Below are 18136 nucleotides of genomic sequence, written 5' to 3' on the forward strand. Positions count from 1 at the left end.
GGGGACGGACGGGCGGGCGGAGAGGCGCGTCGGGCGGCTCATGTCGCGGTCCCCTTCTTCGACTTCTTCTGACTCTCGGCGCGGGCCGCGGCCGCCTCCTCGGTCAGGCGCACGACCACCCGGTCGGGCATGCGCAGGTCCACGGCGATGACGTCCTTCTCGAGGATCCTGGCGTCGCGCTCGAGCCTGACCAGGCGGGCCAGCGCCTCGGCGCTGCCGGTCTCCGGCAGGCGGATGTCGACGCCGTCGAGCTTCAGGGTCCAGCGCCGGCCCGAGACGTAGGTCCCGGCGCGGATCCGGTCCCCGAGGGCGCCCGCGGCGGCGACGAGCCCGAGATACTCGCTGAGCCGGGTGTTGGCGTCGTCGCCGACCACGAGGGGCAGGCTGGCGTAGCGGTCGTCCCGCATGGTGTCGATCACGGTGCCGTCGGCGGCGATGACGCTGATCTCGCCGTTCCTCTGCCAGAGGGCGGCGGGCTCGCGCTCGACCTGGTTGATGACGATCTCGTTCGGGTAGAGCTTGCGCACGGAGGCGCTGGCGATCAGCGGCACCCGGATCAGGCGCTCGCGCACCGCGGTGACGTCGAGGAAGGGGACGGAGGAGCGCCAGTCGATGCCGGCGGCGGCGAGCACCTCCCGCTCATACATGCGCGAGATGCCCGAGATGGTGACGCGCTCGACGCCGAAGCCGGCGAGGCGCGCCAGGATGTCGAGGGGGCGGCCCTGCTCGACCACGAAGGCGTCGTAGCGGCCGCTGGCGACGAAGCCCGTCATGGCGAGGGCCGCGAAGGTGGCCGAGACCGCCATCACGCCGACATGCCGCGGCATGCGCTCGGCGATCGGCAGGGCGGGCCGCAGGCGCCGCGGGGCGCCGCGCCGGAGGAAGCGCGGCAGCCGGGCCAGAAGGCCCGCGCGGGGGCCCTCGCCGCCGGGATGTCCGGCGGGGGTCAGCGACCCAGCGTTGCGTCCTCCACCATCCATTGAACGAGCTCACCGAAACTCAAGCCAGCGTGGGCCGCGATCTCAGGCACAAGGCTCGTCTGGGTCATGCCGGGTTGCGTGTTGACCTCCAGCACGACGAGGGCACCGGTTCCCCCCGGTGTATCGTCGTAGCGAAGATCGGCACGGCTGACGCCCCGGCAGCCCAGTGCTTGATGCGCCGTTAACGACAACTCTTGGACATGCTGGTAAACATTTGGTTTAATTTCTGCCGGGAGCACGTGGATCGACCCCCCCTCGGCGTACTTGGCGTCGAAGTCGTACCACTCCCCTGAGGCGGGCTTGATCTCGATGACCCCGAGGGCCCGGTCCCCCATCACCGCGCAGGTCAGCTCGCGGCCCGCAACGTAAGTCTCCACAAGCACTTGCTCGCCGAAGGCCCAGTCCTCGCGGGACAGTTCCTGGGGCGGGTGCGAGCGGCCCTCGCGCACGATGATGACGCCCATCGAGGAGCCTTCCGCGATCGGTTTGACGACGTACGGAGGGGTTAACGGGTGTGCCCTGGCCGCATCATGACGGTTAACGACGCGGCCCTCCGGCACGCTCACGCCGGCCGCCTTCATGATCGTTTTGGCACGCTCCTTGTGCATCGCCAGCGCCGAGGCGAGCACGCCCGAATGGGTGTAGGGGATCTTCAGGAGCTCGAGCAGGCCCTGGATCGTGCCGTCCTCCCCCGCGGGGCCGTGCAGGGCGTTGAAGGCGACCTCGGGGCGCAGCGCCGTGAGCACGGTCGCGATGTCGGGCCCGACATCGACCGGGGTGACGCGGTAGCCCCGGCCCTCCAGGGCGCGGGCGCAGGCGATGCCGGAATTCAGCGACACGCTCCGCTCGGACGACCAGCCCCCCATCAGGACGGCGACGTGCTTGGACATGGGTGGGGACTCCGGTCGGACGGATGGGGGTGGCGTGGCTCAGGCACGGCCGATCATGACGCGGGCACGCTCGAGGGTTCGGCCGGTCCCGTCGGCCGACGGGGCGCCGGCGCGGCGGACGATTCGCGACGTCCCGATCGTGGCGAGCGTCGGCGGGCGCGGGACGGAGGCGATGGCGAGGCCGGTGCGGGGTGATCCGCGATCGGACGATCGCCCGGCATCGATTCGTCGCGCGCGCTCGTGATCAGGGCGATCCGGCCGAAGCCGGCCCGCGCCACGTCGTCTCCGGCTAGGGCGAGGGCTGGACGCCGCTTCTCGGCGAGCCGGTCGGTGCGGGGGAAGGGCACGACGATCGTGCCGGGCGGGATGCCCTCGGGCTCAGAGATCGGCATCATCCTCGTCGTCGATCGCGCCGTTCCAATCGGTCGAGGCCGCGAAGGGGTCGTCGACATCCCGGGGCGCCGTCTCGATCCGGATGCCCTCCGGAATCGGGACGGCGCGCGATCGGTCGCCCGGAGGGTGACCCAGGCGCTCGCGCACCGCGGAGGGCCGCACCGTCCGGCTCTTCGCGGAACCCTGCGCGCAGGCAATCCGCACGGAGCGGTCGTCCATGACGTCATCTCCCGTTCGACGCGCCTTACCGATTTACGATGTCCGCGTCGATCCCGATCCGCTTGATCTCCCAGTGCAGCTCGACGCCAGAGGTCTCGCGCACGCGCCGGCGCACCGCCTCGCCGAGGCCCTCGATCTCCGCCGCGGTGGCGCCGCCGCGGTTGATCAGGAAGTTGCAGTGCATCTCGGAGACCTGGGCGCCGCCGATCGTCAGGCCGCGGCAGCCGGCCGCGTCGACGAGCTGCCAGGCCTTCCCGCCCTCCGGGTTCTTGAAGGTCGAGCCGCCGGTGCGCTCGCGGATCGGCTGGGCGGCCTCCCGCGCCGCCGTGACCCGCTCCATCTCGGCCTCGATCGCCGCGCGCTCGCCCGGGCGCCCCCGGAACAACGCGGAGGTGAAGATCACGTCGTCGGGCGCCGCGGAATGGCGGTAGCGGAAGCCCATCTCGGCGTGGCTGAGGCTGCGGAGCCGGCCGCTCCGGTCGACGCCGCGCGCCTCGACCAGCACGTCGGTGGTCTCGCCCCCGTGGGCGCCGGCATTCATGCGCAGGGCGCCCCCCACCGAGCCCGGGATGCCGCGGAAGAAGGCGAGCCCGTCGAGGCCGGCCGCGGCCGCGGCCTTGGCCAGGCGCATGTCCGGCACGGCCGTGCCGGCCCGGAGCGTCTCCCCGTCGGCCTCGACCGAGCCGAAGGCCTTGCCGCCGAGCCGGACCACCACGCCCGGCACGCCGCCGTCGCGCACGATCAGGTTCGAGCCGAGGCCGATCACCGTGACGGGGACCTCCGGGTCGAGCCCGGCCAGGAGATGGGCGAGGTCCGCCTCGTCGGCCGGCGTGAACAGCGCCTGCGCCGGCCCGCCGACGCGGAACCAGGTGAGGTCGGCGAGCGGCTGATTCGCGATCAGGCGCCCGCGCAGCTCCGGGGCGGCGGCCCGCAGGGCCGGCGTGATGTCCGGGAAGGCGCTCATCCCTTCAGCGCCGCGAGTTCGCTCGGCAGGGCGTAGGCCCATTGCGTGATGTTGCCGGCGCCGAGGCAGACGACGTAGTCGCCGGGCTGGGCCAGGCCGGCCACGATGCCGGCGAGATCCTCCGATCGCTCCAGCGCGATGGCGTTGCGGTGGCCGCGGGACTTCAGGCCCGCCACCAGGTTGTCGCGGTCGATGCCCTCGATCGGCGCCTCGCCCGCCGCGTAGACGGGGGCGACGATCACCGTGTCGGCATCGTTGAAGCAGGTGCAGAAATCATCGAACAGCGATTGCAGCCGGGTGTAGCGGTGCGGCTGCACGATCGCCACGACGTTGCCCTCCGTCGAGGCCCGGGCGGCCTTGAGCACCGCCTTGATCTCCACCGGGTGGTGCCCGTAATCGTCGAAGATCTCGGCGCCGTTCCACGCGCCCGTGCGGGTGAAGCGGCGCTTGACGCCGCCGAAGCCCGCCAGCGCCTTGCGGATCGCCTCCGGGGAGACGCCGAGCTCGTGCGCCACCGCGAGCGCGGCGGTGGCGTTCAGGGCGTTGTGCTTGCCGGGCATGGGCAGGACGAGGTCCTCCATCTCCATGCGGAAGCCGGGGCGCCGGTCGCGGATCATCACCCGGAAGCGGCTCTGGCCGCCGCGCAGGTCCACGTCGATCAGGCGCACATCGGCCTGCGGGTTCTCGCCGTAGGTGATGATGCGCCGGTCCTCGATGTGCCCGACGAGGTCCTGCACGATCGGGTGGTCGATGCACATCACGGCGAAGCCGTAGAACGGGATGTTGTCGATGAAGCGCCGGAAGGCGTCCTTGACCGCGTCGAAACTGCCGAAATGGTCGAGATGCTCCGGGTCGATGTTGGTGACGATCGCCACGTCGGCCGGGAGCTTCAGGAAGGTGCCGTCCGATTCGTCGGCCTCCACCACCATCCACTCGCCCTCGCCCATGCGGGCGTTGGTGCCGTAGGCGTTGATGATGCCGCCGTTGATCACCGTCGGGTCGAGGTTGCCGGCGTCGAGCAGCGTCGCCACCAGCGAGGTGGTGGTGGTCTTGCCGTGCGTGCCCGCGATCGCGACGCAGGACTTGAAGCGCATCAGCTCGGCCAGCATCTCGGCCCGGCGCACCACCGGCAGCCGGCGCTCGCGGGCGGCCTGCAACTCGGGATTGTCCCGCCGGATCGCGGTCGAAACCACCACGAGGGCCGCCTCCTCGACGTTCTCGGCGGCGTGGCCCACGAAGGTCCGCATGCCCTTCTCGGCGAGGCGGCGGACATTGGCGTTGTCGTTCGCGTCCGACCCCTGAACCGTGTAGCCGAGATTGTTCATTACCTCGGCGATGCCGGACATGCCGATCCCGCCGATTCCGATGAAGTGGATGGGACCGAGCTGATCGGGAAGCTTCATGATTTGTTCCGTTCCGTTTCGGGGTCGCGCCGGCGCGGGACCCCGGAAATCAGGTGCGGGCGGCCGTCTCGATGACGACGTCGGCGAGCCGCTCGGCGGCATCGTGAATGCCCGCGCTTTTGGCCGCTGCGGCCGCCCGGGTCAATTTTTCGGGGTTTCCGAAGAGGTCGAGGAGCTCGGCCGTGAGGCGATCCGGCGTGAAGCCCGACTGGGCGAGGCTCAGCGCGGCGCCGATTCCCGCGAGGGTCGCGGCGTTGGCCGCCTGGTCCTGATCGAGGGCGCCGGGGAGCGGCACCAGGATCGCGGGCCGGCCGATCGCCGCGAGTTCCGACACCGTCGAGGCCCCCGAGCGCGAGACCACCAGGTGGCTGCGCGCCATCCGGCCCGGCAGGTCGCGGAAGAAGGGCGCCGCCTCGATGCTGCGCAGGCCCATGGCGAGGTAGTCGTTCTGGACGGCGGTCAGGTCCTCGGGGCGGGCCTGCTGCACGAGGCTCAGCCGCGCCCGGATGTCGGCCGGCAATTGCGCGATGGCCCGCGGCACCACCTCGCCCATCACCCGCGCGCCCTGGCTGCCGCCGAAGACGAGGAGGTGCAGGCCGTCCTCGGGACCGAGGGGCGGAAAGGGCGTCCCGGCCGCCTCGAGCACCGCGGGGCGCAGGGGGTTGCCGGTGTGGATGCGCGGGGCCCTGGCCTTGTCGGGCACCCCGCGCACGGCGGCGAACCCGGTCGCGATGGTGCGGGCGCCCCGCGCCAGGAAGGCGTTGGCGCGGCCCATCACGGCGTTCTGCTCGTGCAGGATCGTGGGCACGCGCAGCAATTGCCCGGCCAGCACCGGCGGCACGGTCGGGTAGCCGCCGAAGCCCACGATGGCCGCCGGGTTGATGCGCCGGATCTCGCGCGCCGCCGCGCCGAAGCCGCGCCCGAGGGTGAAGATCGCGCCCGCGCGCCGCAGGGGCGAGCGGCCGGACGGCGTCGCCGACGTGATGGTGACGATCTCGGAGGCCGGGAACTCGCCGGCGATCGAATCGACCCGCGCGTCGGTGGCGAGGACCACCCGCACGCCGCGGGCGCGCAGCGCGTGGGCCAAGCTCTCGGCCGGGAAGAGATGCCCCCCGGTGCCGCCGGCGCAGAGGAGGATGGTCGCCTGGAACACCGTCACCGCATCACTCCGGCGACGGTGGCGGGCGCGGTGCCCGGCGGCTTCTGGCTCAACATGGTGACGCGGGGCCGCTTGCGGGTCAGCGCGATCAGGAAGCCCATGCCCAGCGCCAGCGAGATCAGCGAGGATCCGCCGTACGAGACGAAGGGCAGCGTCATGCCCTTGGCGGGCATGAGCTGGGTGTTCACCGCCATGTTGATGCAGGCCTGCAGGCCGAACAGGGTGGTGAGCCCGGTGATCGCCAGCCGCGAGAAGGTGTCGTCGGTGCGCCGCGCGAGCTTGAGGCCGCGCATCACGATGTAGACGAACAGGGCCACGAGGCCGAGACAGACGAGCACGCCGAACTCCTCGCCGGTGACGGAGAAGATGAAGTCCGTATGTGCGTCGGGGAGGTGGCGCTTGGCCACCCCCTCGCCCGGGCCGGTGCCGAACCAGCTCCCCGAGCGGAAGGATTCGCGCGACCAGAATTCCTGGAAGCTGTCGCCCGAATCCCGGTCGAGGAAGCGGGTGATGCGCTCGCGCACGTGGTGCAGGAAGGTGTAGGCGGCGAACACCCCGACGAGGCCGCTGACGCCGAGGCCCGCCACCCAGAACCAGTGCAGGCCGGCCACGAAGAACAGCGAGCACCAGACGATGGTGATCAGCATGGTCTGCCCGAAATCGGGCTGGAGGATCAGCGGCACGATGGTGACGGGCAGGAGCAGGATCGCCAGGAAGCCCCCCGGCATGTCGCGCCGCTGCGCGCCCTCCGAGAAGGCCCAGGCGGCCACGACCACGAAGGCGGGCTTCACGAATTCCGAGGGCTGCAGGCCGAAGGATCCGAACTGGATCCAGCGATGGGCGCCCTTGATCTCGGGGCCGAACTTGCCGGCCAGGATGCAGAGCGCCACGCCGACGAGCCAGGTGCCGAGGGCGAGGCGCCGGATATGGCGCAGGTTGAGGAACGAGACCGCGACGATCAGGAGGATCGTCGGCGCGAGGTACATCGCCTGGCGATTGAGGAAGTAGAAGGTCGGCAGGCCGATGCGCTCGGCCACGGGCGGACCTCCGCCCATCAGGAAGACCAGACCCGCCACCATCAGGGCACCGAGCGCCGCCAGCAGGCCACGATCGACCGTCCACCACCAATCCGTGAGGGGCGTGCGTTCCGCGCGGGACATCATGGAATTACGCGTGCTCCGTGACAGGACGGCTCGGGCCGCGCGATCCACGGCCGGCCGCGATCCTGTGACGGAATGGTAAATGGTCTCTTATGGTTATCGCATCGTGAGTGCTGGATGGCGTGCTCAGGGCAGCGCCCGCACCAGTTCCCGGAACTGATTGCCCCGATCCTCGAAGCTCCGGAACTGGTCGTAGGAGGCGCAGGCCGGGGAGAGCAGCACGACCGGCTCCGGCGCCCCCGAGGCAGCAGCGCCCTCCGCAGCCGCGCGGGTCGCCACCTCCAGCGTCCCGCAGCGGGTGAACGGCACCGCCCCCTGGAGCGTCGCCGCGAAGGCGTCCGAGGAAGCCCCGATCAGGTAGGCATGTGCGATCCGGTCGAAGAGCGGCACGAGGGGGAAGATGCCGCCCTCCTTGGGCTTGCCGCCCAGGATCCAGTGGATGTCGCGGAAGGCGGTGAGCGCCTTCTCGGTGGAATCGGCGTTCGTCGCCTTCGAATCGTTGACGAAGAGCACGCGGCCGCGCCGGCCGACCTCCTCCATCCGGTGGGGCAGGCCCGGGAAGGAACGCAGACCCGCCTGGATCGCCTCGACGGGGATGCCGAGGGCCCGGACCACCGCCACCGCGACGGCCGCGTTCTGCCCGTTATGGGCGCCCCGCAGCGACCCGATGCCCGAGATGTCGGCGACCTCCGTGCCCGCATCGTCGAGGATGGCGGTATCCCGCACGAGCAGGCCGCCGACGGGGGCCGCGCCCGGACCGACATGGATGCGCAGGCTCGGACCTTCGCGGCGCTCGGCGATGGCACGGCTGAAGCCGTCGTCGATCCCGACCACCGCGAAGTCGGAGCCCTGGACCAGGCGCTCCTTGATGCCGGCGTAGCTCTCCATCGCCCCGTGCCGGTCGAGGTGGTCCGGCGTGATGTTGAGGAGGACGCCGACGCTCGGCGTCAGCGACGGGGTCAGGTCGATCTGGAACGAGGACAGCTCGATCACGTGCACGCGCTCGGCGCCGGGCGGCTCCAGCGACAGGATCGCGGTGCCGATGTTGCCGCCCATCTGCACGTCACGGCCCGCCTGTGCCAGGACGTGGGCGATCAGGGCCGTGGTGGTCGACTTGCCGTTGGTGCCCGTGATGGCGACGAAGGGCGCGTCGGGCGCGGTCTTCGCGCGCTCGCGGCAGAACAGCTCGATATCGCCGATGATCTCGATGCCGGCCGCCTTCGCCCGTTCCACGGTCCAGTGCGGGACGGGGTGGGTGAGCGGCACGCCGGGCGCCAGGATCAGGGCAGCGAAGGTCGACCACTCCGCCTCGCGCAGGTCAGCGGTGTCGATGCCCTGGGCGGCCGCTCTGGCCATGCTGTCGGGATTGTCGTCGCAGGCGACGATCGACGCACCGCCGGCCTTCAGGCTGTGCGCCGTGGCCAGGCCCGAGCCGCCGAGACCGAACAGGGCGACGGACCGGCCGGCGAAGGTGGTGACAGGGGTCATCAGCGTCTCGGATATGCCAGGATCTCGGGGTTTCTCCCGCCGCTCTACCTCATCTGAAGGCATCCTGCGTCAGCGGACCCTGAAGGGAAGCTCCTTCGAGGCATCCGCCTCGCGCCTGCACCCCGGAAATGACGGTGGCCGGGCGGGAGATCGAGGCTGCGCCTCAGCGCAGCTTGAGCGTCGCCAACCCGGCGAGCGCCAGGATCACGGCGATGATCCAGAAGCGGATCACGACCTGCGGCTCCTTCCAGCCCTTCTGCTCGAAGTGGTGGTGGATCGGCGCCATCCGGAAGACGCGCTTGCCCGTGAGCTTGAAGGAGGCGACCTGGATGATCACCGACATCATCTCCAGCACGAACAGGCCGCCGACGATGGCCAGCACGATCTCGTGCTTCGTCGCCACCGCGATGACGCCGAGGAGGCCGCCGAGGGCGAGCGAGCCGGTATCGCCCATGAAGATCTGGGCGGGCGGCGCGTTGAACCAGAGGAAGCCGAGACCCGCCCCGATCACCGCGCCGCAGACCACGGCGAGTTCGCCGGTGTCGCGCACGTAGTTCACCTGCAGGTAGCTCGCCGTGAAGGAATTCCCGACGAGGTAGGCGATGACCCCGAAGGTGCCGCAGGCGATCATCACCGGGACGATGGCGAGGCCGTCGAGGCCGTCCGTCATGTTCACGGAATTGCCCGCGCCGACGATGACGAACCCGCCGAACAGCACGTAGAACCAGCCGAGGTTCAGGAGCGCGTCCTTGAAGACCGGGAAGGCGAGCTGGTTCTGCAGGGAGGCCGGCGAGTAGACCGCGATCATGGTGCAGGCCGCGATGGCGATCATCGCCTCGAGGGCCAGCCGGAACTTGCCCGAGAAGCCCTTGTGGGACTGCTTCGTGACCTTGAGGTAATCGTCGTAGAAGCCGATCGCGCCGAACCCGAGCGTGACCGTCAGGGTTATCCAGACGTAGTGGTTGCGCGGGTTCGCCCAGAACAGGATCGCCACGATCGCGCCCGCCAGGATCATCAGCCCGCCCATGGTCGGCGTGCCGCGCTTGGTCAGCAGGTGGGTCTGCGGTCCGTCCTCGCGGATCGGCTGGCCCTTGCCCTGGCGCAGGCGCAGGAGCGAGATGATCCAGGGTCCGAACCAGAACACGAACAGGCCCGCCGTGAACAGCGCCCCGCCGGTGCGGAAGGTGATGTAGCGGAAGACGTTGAGGGCCGAGAGCGTGCCGCTCAGGTCCGACAGAAGATACAGCATCCGGGGCTCGACCGCAGCGAGATACGAAATCAGGAGTTCGGATGACGAAGGGTGCGGTACGCCTCCGGTCCGTTCGCGCCGCGATCGCGCGCTCCGTGGACGATCGTCACGGAGCGGCCGTGAGGGCCGCCTCGCGTTGCATTGGGTCGCTCGCGTAGCGGGCTTTGAGGGCTTCCACAATGCGTCCCATGCGGATGCTGTTCGAGCCCTTGACCATCACGGCATCGCCCGGGCGCAGGGTGCCGAGCACCGCCTCGACGAGATCCGCCGAGGTCGCGGCGCTGACGCCGCGCCGGCTGACGGGCAGGGCCTCGAACAGGTGCCGCATCAGCGCGCCCGCCGTGAAGGTCTGATCGATGCCGTTCGCCGCGATCGCGTCGGCCAGCTCGCGATGGTGGCGCTCGGCCGCCTCGCCCAATTCCAGCATGTCGCCGAGCACCGCGACGCGGCGCCCGCGCGGGCCGGTCTCGATACCCGCCAGCGTCGCCAGTGCCGCGCGGATCGAGGCCGGATTGGCGTTGTAGCTCTCGTCGACGAGGCAGGCCTCGCCGCCCTTGATCGTCAGCATCGTGCGCTCACCGCGCCCGACCGGCGGTTTGAGGGCCGCGAGCGACAGGGCGGCCTGGGCGAGATCCGCGCCCAGCGCGTGGACGACCGCCATCACGCCGAGCGAGTTCATGGCCACGTGCCGCCCGGGCATGCCGAGCTGATAGGTGACGGAGATCCCCATCACGCTCGCATCCACCACCGAGAGGTCCGGGCGCAGGACGATGCGATGTGCCCGCACGTCCGCTTCCGGATGCTCGCCGAACGTCACGACGCGCCCAGCGCGCGAAGCCTGCGCGTGCGCGAGGAGGCGCAGATAGTTCGGGTTGTCCCGGTTGATGATCGCGACGCCGCCCGGCTTCAGCCCGGAGAAGATCTCGCCCTTCGCGTCGGCGATAGCCGAGAGGGAGCGGAAATGCTCGATATGGACCGGCTCGACCGTGGTGATGAGCGCCACGTCCGGACGCACCATCGCGGCGAGCGGCAGGATCTCGGCGGCGTGGTTCATACCGATCTCGAACACGCCGAAGCGGCTCGCGGCCGGCATGCGCGTCAGCGTCAGCGGGACGCCCCAATGGTTGTTGTAGGACGCGACCGAGGCGTGGGTCGCACCCTGCGCCGAGAGCACGTCGCGCAGGGCCTCCTTGGTGCCGGTCTTGCCGACGGAGCCCGTCACGGCGACGATCGCCGCGTCGGTGCGGGCGCGGGCGGCGAGGCCGAGGCGGCGCATCGCGTCGAGCACGGGATCGGCCTCCGCGCCGGGCACGGCCAGCACCGGGCCGGAGCCCGTGAACTCGGTCTCGCGTCCCTCGGCCACGACGGCGGCCCCGGCCCCGCGCCCGAGGGCGACATCGACGAAATCATGGCCGTCGCGGGCATCGCCGCGGATCGCGAAGAACAGGTCGCCGGGCTGAAGCGTCCGGGTGTCGATCGACGCGCCGGTCACGGTCCGGGGCGCGCCGTGCAGGCGGCCGCCGGTCGCCGCCTCGAGGGCTTCGCGGGTCCAGAGGGGCGTGTCGGTCATCGATGCGGTCATGGGTTCGGGCATGCCTGCAGGTCCGCGATCGCGGCGCGGACCACCTCGTGGTCCGAGAAGGGAAGCACGCGATCCCCCACGATCTGGCCGGTTTCATGACCCTTGCCGGCCACGACGAGAACATCGCCGGGCCGCAGGTCGCGTACCGCCCGGCGGATCGCCTCGGCGCGGTCGCCGATTTCGGTTGCGCCAGGTGCGGCCGCGAGGATCGCCGCCCGGATCGCGGCCGGCTCCTCGCTGCGCGGGTTGTCATCGGTGACGACGACGCGGTCGGCCAGCCGCGCCGCGATCTCTCCCATGATCGGGCGCTTGCCCCGGTCGCGGTCGCCGCCGCAGCCGAAGACGACGCAGAGCCGTCCCGTCGCGAAGGGTCGGAGCGCCATCAGCACGCCCTCCAGCGCCTCGGGCTTGTGCGCGTAGTCGACGAGGCAGAGCGCGCCGTTCGCCTCACCGATCCGCTCCATGCGGCCCGGCACGCCGGTGAGATGCTCGAGAGCGGCGAGGACGCCGGAGGGATCGGCAGCGCCGGCGGGCGTCGCCAGGACGAGACCGGCGGCGAGAAGCGCGTTCTCGACCTGAAACCCGCCGACGAGGGGAAGGCGCACCGCGTGCGCGCCGCTCGCCCCGTCGAGCTGCAGGACCTGGGCGAATCCGTCCGTCCGCGCGTCGCGGAGCCGGAGCGTCGTGCCGTTCCGACCGGTGGTGCGCAGATCGAGGCCGGCACGCGTCGCCGCCGCGATGACGCGTTCGGCGTAGGCTCCGTCGGCGTTGATCACGGCGGGGGTGCCGCGCTGCGCCAGGGTCGTGAACAGCCGGAGCTTCGCCTGCAGGTAATCCTCGATGGTCGCGTGATAATCGAGGTGGTCGCGGCCGAGATTCGTGAACCCGACGGCCGACAGGTGCACGCCGTCGAGTCGGCGCTGCTCGATGCCGTGCGAGGACGCCTCCATCGCGAGATCGGTGATGCCGTCTCGGGCGAGCCGTGCCAGGGTCTCGTGGAGGGTGACGGGGTCGGGCGTCGTCAGCGAGCCATAGCTGGCGCCGCGATTCGTCACGATGCCGACCGTGCCGAGGCTCGCGGCCTCGCGGCCGAGGCGCGCCAGGATCTGGCGGACGAAATCCGCGACCGAGCTCTTGCCGCTCGTGCCCGTCACCGCCACCACCGTCGCGGGCTGGCCCGCGTGGAACCGGGCCGCCGCGACCGCGAGTGCGCGCCGCGCATCGTCCACGGCGATCCAGGGCACGTCCGGGTCGAGGTCGTCCGGCGCCGCGCCCTCGCCGACCACCGCGATGGCCCCGGCCGCGACCGCCTTCGCGGCGAAGCGGCGCCCGTCGGCCTGCGTGCCCGGCACCGCCACGAAGACGAAGCCCGGGGCGACCTTACGCGAATCGGCGGTGAGGCCCGCCGCCACGTCGTCTCCGGTGCCGTCGATGCGGGCCTCCGGGAACAGCGCGTGGAGTTTCGGGCCGATGGCGATCATGGGCCGCCCACCTGATTCGCGTGATAGGCGCCGAGCTTCACCATGAGCGGGAACGGCTTCGTCGGCGGCTCGAAAGAGGGCGGCAGGCCGAGGATCGGCGTGACGCGCTCGATCACCTTGCCCGTGACGACGCCCGAATTCCAGGCCGCGGTGGCGTACCCGCCGCTCTCGGGCAAGCCCTGCGGCTCGTCCATGATCGTCACGAAGAGGTATTTCGGCTTGTCCATGGGAGCCGCCGCCATGAAGGTCGTGAACAGGCGGTTCTTCACGTAGCGCCCATTGATGACCTTCTCGGCGGTGCCGGTCTTGCCACCGACGAAGTAGTAGGGAATGGCGGCCTTCTTGGCCGAGCCCTCGACCGCGTTGAGACGCATGATGAAGCGCATCGCCTCGCTGGTCTCGGACCTGAGCACCTGCGTGGCCTTCGCCCGCGCCTCCTCGGCCGTGGTCTTGAGGAAGGTCGGCGTCATCAGGAAGCCGCCATTCGCGATGGCGGCGACCGCGGCCGAGGCCTGGAGCGGCGCCACCGCGAGCCCATGACCGAACGCGATCGTGATCGTGTTGATCTCGGTCCAGCGCGGCGGGATGATCGGCGCCGCGCTCTCCGGCAGTTCGGTCCGCAGCCGGTCGAGCAGGCCCATCTTCCTCAGGAAGGCCTTGTGCCCGGGCACGCCGACGCCGAGCGCCATCTTGGCCGAGCCGATGTTCGAGGAGTGCGTGAACACCTCCGGCATCGTGATGACGCGGTTGGTGCCGTGATACTCGTGGATCTTCTGCCGGCCCCAGTTCAGCACGCCGCCGCGGGTATCGAAAGTCGAGTTGACGTTGTACTTGCCCGATTCCAGCGCCATGGCGAGGGTCATCGCCTTGAAGGTCGAGCCCATCTCGTAGACGCCGACATTCATGCGGTTGATCCGGTCGTCCGAGAGCGCGTCGACCGGGTTGTTCGGGTCGAAATCCGGCAGGGAGACCAGGGCGATCACCTCGCCGGACTGCACGTCGAGGATCATCGAGGCGCCGGCCTTGGCCTTGAAGTGCTCGACGCCCTTGGCGAGTTCGTCGCGGACGGCGAACTGCGCGCGCAGATCGACGGAGAGCTGCACCGGCTTGAGGTCAGTCTGCTTGGCGACGATGCCGAACTCGTTGAGCGCCTTCACGCCCTGGTTGTCGATGTACTTCTCGATGCCCGCGATGCCGACGTTGTCGAGATTCGTCACGCCGAGGATGTGGGCGGCCGCGGTGCCGTTCGGGTACACCCGCTTGTGATCAGGCAGGAAGCCGATGCCCGGGATACCGAGGCGGTGCACCTCGGCCTGCTGCTTCGGGGTGATCTCGCGCTTGACCCAGACGAAGCCCGCGCCCTTCCGGTCCTTGCGGGAGGCCAGCTTCTTGCGCAGATCGGTCGCGTTCAGCTCCGGCAGCACGGCCGTGAGGAGCTCCACCGCCTCGTCGATGTCGTAGATGTTCCCGGGCTCGGCGAAGACCGAGACCGTGCGGATGTCGGTGGCCAGGATCTCGCCGTTGCGGTCGACGATATCGGGACGGATCGCCGTCGTGGCGGCGGCCGCCACCCGATGCTCCTGGCTCGGAGGCTCGCCGAAGGCCGCCATCATCAGGAGGCGCACGCTGATCGTGCCGAAGACCGCCGCGAAGGCGAGGCCGACGAGACCGACGCGGGTATAGGACCGCTCGATCGCGAGGCGGAACATGGACCGCACCAGACCGGCCAATCGGTTCTCGCGGGGCGCGACCGGATAGGGCGCAGCCTCGGTCGGACCGGCCCCGTCGCGCAGCGCGTGCAGGGACGGGGTCTCCTGTTCCTCGGCGCCGGCAACCGGGTCTTCGAGCACGGTATCGCCGTCGGGGCCGCGCGGATGTGATGCGTCTTCGGACACGGGAACTACCTCGAAGCCGTGGTCGGTGTTCGGGTCGTGGTGGTGCGGGGAATCGAGCCGGTGGTGCGAGGCTCGAGCGGCCCCGGCTTCTCCTTCGGCGTCGCCGTCGCGGCGAGAAGCCGGCCGATCTCGTCGCCGCGCTCGGGCCGGGGCGGCAGGTCGGAGAGGCGGGCGAGGTGCTCGGTCCCGATCAGCTCGAGGGCCAGGTGCTTTTCCACCGCAGCCTGCAGCCGGTCCGGCCGCGTCAGGAGCTGCCACTCGGCGCGCAGCACCGCGATCGCCTGGCGCTCCTTGTGGAGGCCGCTCTTCAGCTTCGACACCTGACCGGCCTGATAGAGCGTGTCGTACTTGATCGAGTAGGCGTAGACCGCCGAGGCGACGAGCCCGAGGACGGCGAGGAGGTTGAGGAGTCTGATCACCGGCGCGACCCTCCACGCGAGGGGGATGTCTCGGGGAGGCTCGCGAGCATCTCGATGGCCGCGAGCGGCTCGGGCGCCGGGGAATCCGTGCGCTGCGCGGCCCGGAGCTTGGCCGAGCGCGCACGGGGATTGGTGGCCGTCTCGGCCTGCGAGGGCAGCACCGGGCCCTTGGTCACCGGCTGGAAGCTCTTCGGCGCCGGGCGCTCGACGCTCGGAAGGTGACGCGAGGCCTGCACGGCGCGACCGCTGCGCGCCGAGAAGAACTGCTTGACGATGCGGTCCTCGAGGGAATGGAAGGTGACGACCGCGAGGCGCCCGCCGGGCCGCAGGATGCGCTCGGCCGCGTGAAGGGCCCGCACCAGCTCGCCGAGCTCGTCGTTCACGGCGATGCGCAAGCCCTGGAAGGTGCGCGTCGCGGGGTGGATCCCGCTCGCAGGATCGACGCGCACGACGCCCGCCACGATCTCGGCGAGCTGCCCCGTGGTCTCGATCCGGCCCCGGCGACGCGCCTCCAGAATCGCCCGGGCGACGGCCCGCGAGCGGCGTTCCTCGCCGTAATGGAAGATGATGTCGGCGAGCGCCCCCTCCTCGGCCCCGTTGACCAAGTCCGCGGCGCTCGGGCCGGCCCGCTCCATGCGCATGTCGAGGGGACCGTCCTGGCGGAAGGAGAAGCCGCGCTCGGCCTGATCGATCTGCATCGAGGACACGCCGATATCGAGCACGACCTGATCGGCACCGGTGGCTCCGGCCGCCGTCACGATCGCATCGAGATCGCCGAAGCGGCCGGCCACCAGCCTCAGCCGTCCCTGTGCCTCCGCAACGAGATCGCTGCCCGCCGCGATGGCGCCGGGATCGCGGTCGATCGCCAGAACCTCGATTTCGGGATCGGCCGCCAGGATCGCGCTCGTGTAGCCGCCAGCGCCGAACGTGCCGTCGACGGCGAGGCCGGGACCTCGGACCGCCAGCGCCGCCAGAACCGGCTCGAGCAGAACGGGGATGTGGGGGGCACCGGTGCGGGGGGCGGCACTGCCTCCGGGGGGCCGGCTCATCGCGCCCTCACGGCGCTGAACGGAATCCGGACGGCGGCGTCGGGAACGAGTCGGCTCATGCTTGCCTGCGGTGCCGGAGATCCGCGCTGCCGCGAACCCGGACGAAGGGGCGGCCCCGGATGCGCAGCGGCCACAGGCCCGCGCCCGGACGAACACCCAACGGTTGTGGGGAGCGTCCGCCGATCCGAAAATCGCCGTTGACGGGATGATGGCGGGTAACATGGGCCTCTGAAGGTCGTCAACGCGCACGGCCGCACGGTGCCGGACGTCGCAGATCAGACCTCAGCAAGGTTAACCGAGCGTAAGTGACCGCCTGAATTGTTGCCTGCGCGAACCGCGGGAAAGCGGTGCCATGTCGTTGAGCGCGCAATCCGATCGGGCCCGGGACCCCGGGCGCCGGCACGAGCGGATCAGCCGGCCTGTAAGCCGGGTTCTGTAGGGCCCGGGCGCCTTGCGGCACCCGAACGTGGCGGCCATTCCTCTGGGACGATCGTTGCCGACCGCCTCGAGCAACCAACCCGGGCGACGAGCCTGGAGAGTGGGCCTGCCCGCGCCCTCGCGGGAACGGGCGTGTCGCCCCTATTCGGTTTTGCTCCCGGTGGGGTTTGCCGTGCCGTCCGCGTTGCCGCGTCCGCGGTGCGCTCTTACCGCACCCTTTCACCCTCACCCCGAGCGCAGGAAACCTGCGTTCGGGGCGGTCTGCTCTCTGTGGCACTGTCCCTGGGGTCGCCCCCGCCGGACGTTATCCGGCACCGTCTCTCCATGGAGCCCGGACTTTCCTCCCCGGACGCGGGGTCCGGAGCGGCCGCCCGGCCGACTGATCCGGCCGGGGGTGTGCGCGGTCCGGCCCGTGGGGTCAAGCGGACCGTGGCGCTGCCCGCCCCGCGGGCATGCCTGGATTTTAACCCTGCGGTTGCAGCCGCGCGGCCCTAGCCCTAGCTGCCTCGTCGAGGGTCCGGTCGGCCTTCGCGACCAGGACGCTCTCACCAGAGAGGAGACGACCATGGCGATGGACGATACGACCTGGACGCTCGAATCCGTCCAGGCCCTGACCGAGATGGCCCGAGAGCGCATCCCGGTCTCGGTGATCAGCCTCAAGCTCAAGCGGCCGGTCGAGGCCGTCTCGGCCAAGCTCGCAGAACTCGGCATCACGCCGGCCGTCGATACCGGCGCCTGAGCGGCGCAGACGTCCGCGGGGCCCTCTCAGCCCCGCGAGTCCTCACCAGGTCCCGGTATTCTCCATCGAGACCCAGGGCTCCTGCGGCGCCTTCGCGCCACCCTTCTGCAGGATTTCGATGGAGATGCCGTCCGGCGATTTGACGAAGGCCATGTGACCGTCGCGCGGCGGCCGGTGGATGGTGACGCCCGCATCCTTCAGCCGCTGGCAGAAGGCGTAGATGTCGTCGACCTGATAGGCGAGGTGGCCGAAATTGCGCCCGCCCGCGTATTCCTCGGGATCCCAGTTGTAGGTCAGCTCGACGAGGGGCGACTTCGTGGACTCGGCCCGCGCCACGTCGCCCGGAGCCGCGAGGAACACGAGGGTGAAGCGGCCCTTCTCATTCTCGACGCGGCGGACCTCCCGGAGCCCGAACGTGCCGACGTAGAAGGCGAGCGCGCGGTCGAGATCCGCCACGCGGACCATCGTGTGCAGGTATTCCATGGGGCATCCATCTCCGGTGATGCGCCCTATCTGGCCCGGTATCCCGTGGCGTCAACGCCGGTATCCCGGCCGGGGCTTTGCAGGCTTCCTCCACGGGCCCGCATTGCACCGAAGCCCGCCCGGGTTAGAACGCGGGCGGATCCCC

The 18136-nt window shown here is 70.7% G+C and carries 16 protein-coding genes and 1 other RNA gene; 1 reads left to right on the forward strand and 16 read right to left on the reverse strand.

The annotated features are described in order from the left end of the window. Positions 1-38: 38 nt before the first annotated feature. From F6X51_RS20900 to rnpB, 15 genes are all read right to left on the reverse strand, one after another. A complete protein-coding gene (locus tag F6X51_RS20900; protein WP_150965614.1) occupies positions 39-980 on the reverse strand; it encodes a cell division protein FtsQ/DivIB in 942 nt (313 codons plus the stop codon). Beyond that, positions 947-1870 (reverse strand): D-alanine--D-alanine ligase, encoded by a 924-nt coding sequence (locus F6X51_RS20905; protein WP_150965615.1) that lies wholly within the window; start codon positions 1868-1870, stop codon positions 947-949. The genes F6X51_RS20900 and F6X51_RS20905 overlap by 34 nt, the downstream gene beginning before the upstream one ends. A 378-nt stretch (positions 1871-2248) precedes the next feature. Further along, complete coding sequence (locus tag F6X51_RS20910) at positions 2249-2482, reverse strand: AbrB family transcriptional regulator (protein WP_150965616.1); 234 nt, start codon at positions 2480-2482, stop codon at positions 2249-2251. Positions 2483-2507: 25 nt separating this feature from the next. Beyond that, complete coding sequence (murB, locus tag F6X51_RS20915) at positions 2508-3446, reverse strand: UDP-N-acetylmuramate dehydrogenase (RefSeq protein WP_150965617.1); 939 nt, start codon at positions 3444-3446, stop codon at positions 2508-2510. Beyond that, positions 3443-4849, reverse strand: coding sequence for a UDP-N-acetylmuramate--L-alanine ligase (gene murC / locus F6X51_RS20920; protein WP_150965618.1), 1407 nt, complete (start codon positions 4847-4849; stop codon positions 3443-3445). Before murC ends, murB begins: the two co-directional genes overlap by 4 nt. A 49-nt stretch (positions 4850-4898) precedes the next feature. Continuing rightward, entirely contained in the window at positions 4899-6008 is a 1110-nt protein-coding gene (locus F6X51_RS20925) for a UDP-N-acetylglucosamine--N-acetylmuramyl-(pentapeptide) pyrophosphoryl-undecaprenol N-acetylglucosamine transferase (RefSeq protein ID WP_150965619.1), read from the reverse strand. After that, positions 6005-7171, reverse strand: coding sequence for an FtsW/RodA/SpoVE family cell cycle protein (locus tag F6X51_RS20930; protein WP_150965620.1), 1167 nt, complete (start codon positions 7169-7171; stop codon positions 6005-6007). The genes F6X51_RS20925 and F6X51_RS20930 overlap by 4 nt, the downstream gene beginning before the upstream one ends. A 123-nt stretch (positions 7172-7294) precedes the next feature. After that, complete coding sequence (gene murD, locus F6X51_RS20935) at positions 7295-8656, reverse strand: UDP-N-acetylmuramoyl-L-alanine--D-glutamate ligase (protein ID WP_150965621.1); 1362 nt, start codon at positions 8654-8656, stop codon at positions 7295-7297. 163 nt (positions 8657-8819) lie between these two features. Then, positions 8820-9905: a phospho-N-acetylmuramoyl-pentapeptide-transferase gene (mraY, locus tag F6X51_RS20940; RefSeq protein ID WP_150965622.1), complete on the reverse strand. Its 1086-nt coding sequence runs from the start codon at positions 9903-9905 to the stop codon at positions 8820-8822. 106 nt (positions 9906-10011) lie between these two features. Beyond that, positions 10012-11475: a UDP-N-acetylmuramoylalanyl-D-glutamyl-2,6-diaminopimelate--D-alanyl-D-alanine ligase gene (locus F6X51_RS20945; RefSeq protein ID WP_150965633.1), complete on the reverse strand. Its 1464-nt coding sequence runs from the start codon at positions 11473-11475 to the stop codon at positions 10012-10014. An 8-nt stretch (positions 11476-11483) separates the two neighbouring features. Continuing rightward, positions 11484-12968 carry a UDP-N-acetylmuramoyl-L-alanyl-D-glutamate--2,6-diaminopimelate ligase gene (locus tag F6X51_RS20950; protein ID WP_150965623.1) on the reverse strand — a complete coding sequence of 495 codons (1485 nt, stop codon included), beginning with the start codon at positions 12966-12968 and terminating at the stop codon, positions 11484-11486. After that, positions 12965-14770, reverse strand: a complete 1806-nt coding sequence (locus tag F6X51_RS20955) for a peptidoglycan D,D-transpeptidase FtsI family protein (protein ID WP_407658658.1) — start codon at positions 14768-14770, stop codon at positions 12965-12967. The genes F6X51_RS20950 and F6X51_RS20955 overlap by 4 nt, the downstream gene beginning before the upstream one ends. A 98-nt stretch (positions 14771-14868) precedes the next feature. Then, positions 14869-15282 carry a cell division protein FtsL gene (ftsL, locus tag F6X51_RS20960; RefSeq protein ID WP_150965624.1) on the reverse strand — a complete coding sequence of 138 codons (414 nt, stop codon included), beginning with the start codon at positions 15280-15282 and terminating at the stop codon, positions 14869-14871. Further along, positions 15279-16331, reverse strand: coding sequence for a 16S rRNA (cytosine(1402)-N(4))-methyltransferase RsmH (rsmH, locus tag F6X51_RS20965; RefSeq protein ID WP_150965625.1), 1053 nt, complete (start codon positions 16329-16331; stop codon positions 15279-15281). Before rsmH ends, ftsL begins: the two co-directional genes overlap by 4 nt. A gap of 406 nt (positions 16332-16737) precedes the next feature. Next, positions 16738-17152: RNase P RNA component class A (gene rnpB / locus F6X51_RS20970), an RNA gene on the reverse strand. Positions 17153-17334: 182 nt separating this feature from the next. On the opposite strand from rnpB, the gene F6X51_RS28095 reads away from it, so the two are divergent. Beyond that, positions 17335-17508: a hypothetical protein gene (locus F6X51_RS28095; RefSeq protein ID WP_191970197.1), complete on the forward strand. Its 174-nt coding sequence runs from the start codon at positions 17335-17337 to the stop codon at positions 17506-17508. Positions 17509-17550: 42 nt separating this feature from the next. On the opposite strand, the gene F6X51_RS20975 is transcribed toward F6X51_RS28095, so the two are convergent. After that, positions 17551-17991, reverse strand: a complete 441-nt coding sequence (locus F6X51_RS20975; protein WP_150965626.1) for a VOC family protein — start codon at positions 17989-17991, stop codon at positions 17551-17553. Positions 17992-18136: the final 145 nt, after the last annotated feature.

Origin of the sequence: Methylobacterium planeticum (assembly GCF_008806345.1) — a bacterium.
Lineage (GTDB): Bacteria > Pseudomonadota > Alphaproteobacteria > Rhizobiales > Beijerinckiaceae > Methylobacterium > Methylobacterium planeticum.

Excerpts from the sequence above, each read along its gene's own strand:
- F6X51_RS20900 (WP_150965614.1), bottom strand. The coding sequence starts at position 980 with ATGGATGGTGGAGGACGCAACGCTGGGTCGCTGACCCCCGCCGGACAT.
- F6X51_RS20905 (WP_150965615.1), bottom strand. The coding sequence starts at position 1,870 with ATGTCCAAGCACGTCGCCGTCCTGATGGGGGGCTGGTCGTCCGAGCGG.
- F6X51_RS20910 (WP_150965616.1), bottom strand. The coding sequence starts at position 2,482 with ATGGACGACCGCTCCGTGCGGATTGCCTGCGCGCAGGGTTCCGCGAAG.
- murB (WP_150965617.1), bottom strand. The coding sequence starts at position 3,446 with ATGAGCGCCTTCCCGGACATCACGCCGGCCCTGCGGGCCGCCGCCCCG.
- murC (WP_150965618.1), bottom strand. The coding sequence starts at position 4,849 with ATGAAGCTTCCCGATCAGCTCGGTCCCATCCACTTCATCGGAATCGGC.
- F6X51_RS20930 (WP_150965620.1), bottom strand. The coding sequence starts at position 7,171 with ATGATGTCCCGCGCGGAACGCACGCCCCTCACGGATTGGTGGTGGACG.
- murD (WP_150965621.1), bottom strand. The coding sequence starts at position 8,656 with ATGACCCCTGTCACCACCTTCGCCGGCCGGTCCGTCGCCCTGTTCGGT.
- mraY (WP_150965622.1), bottom strand. The coding sequence starts at position 9,905 with ATGCTGTATCTTCTGTCGGACCTGAGCGGCACGCTCTCGGCCCTCAAC.
- F6X51_RS20945 (WP_150965633.1), bottom strand. The coding sequence starts at position 11,475 with ATGACCGACACGCCCCTCTGGACCCGCGAAGCCCTCGAGGCGGCGACC.
- F6X51_RS20950 (WP_150965623.1), bottom strand. The coding sequence starts at position 12,968 with ATGATCGCCATCGGCCCGAAACTCCACGCGCTGTTCCCGGAGGCCCGC.
- rsmH (WP_150965625.1), bottom strand. The coding sequence starts at position 16,331 with ATGAGCCGGCCCCCCGGAGGCAGTGCCGCCCCCCGCACCGGTGCCCCC.
- F6X51_RS28095 (WP_191970197.1), top strand. The coding sequence starts at position 17,335 with ATGGCGATGGACGATACGACCTGGACGCTCGAATCCGTCCAGGCCCTG.
- F6X51_RS20975 (WP_150965626.1), bottom strand. The coding sequence starts at position 17,991 with ATGGAATACCTGCACACGATGGTCCGCGTGGCGGATCTCGACCGCGCG.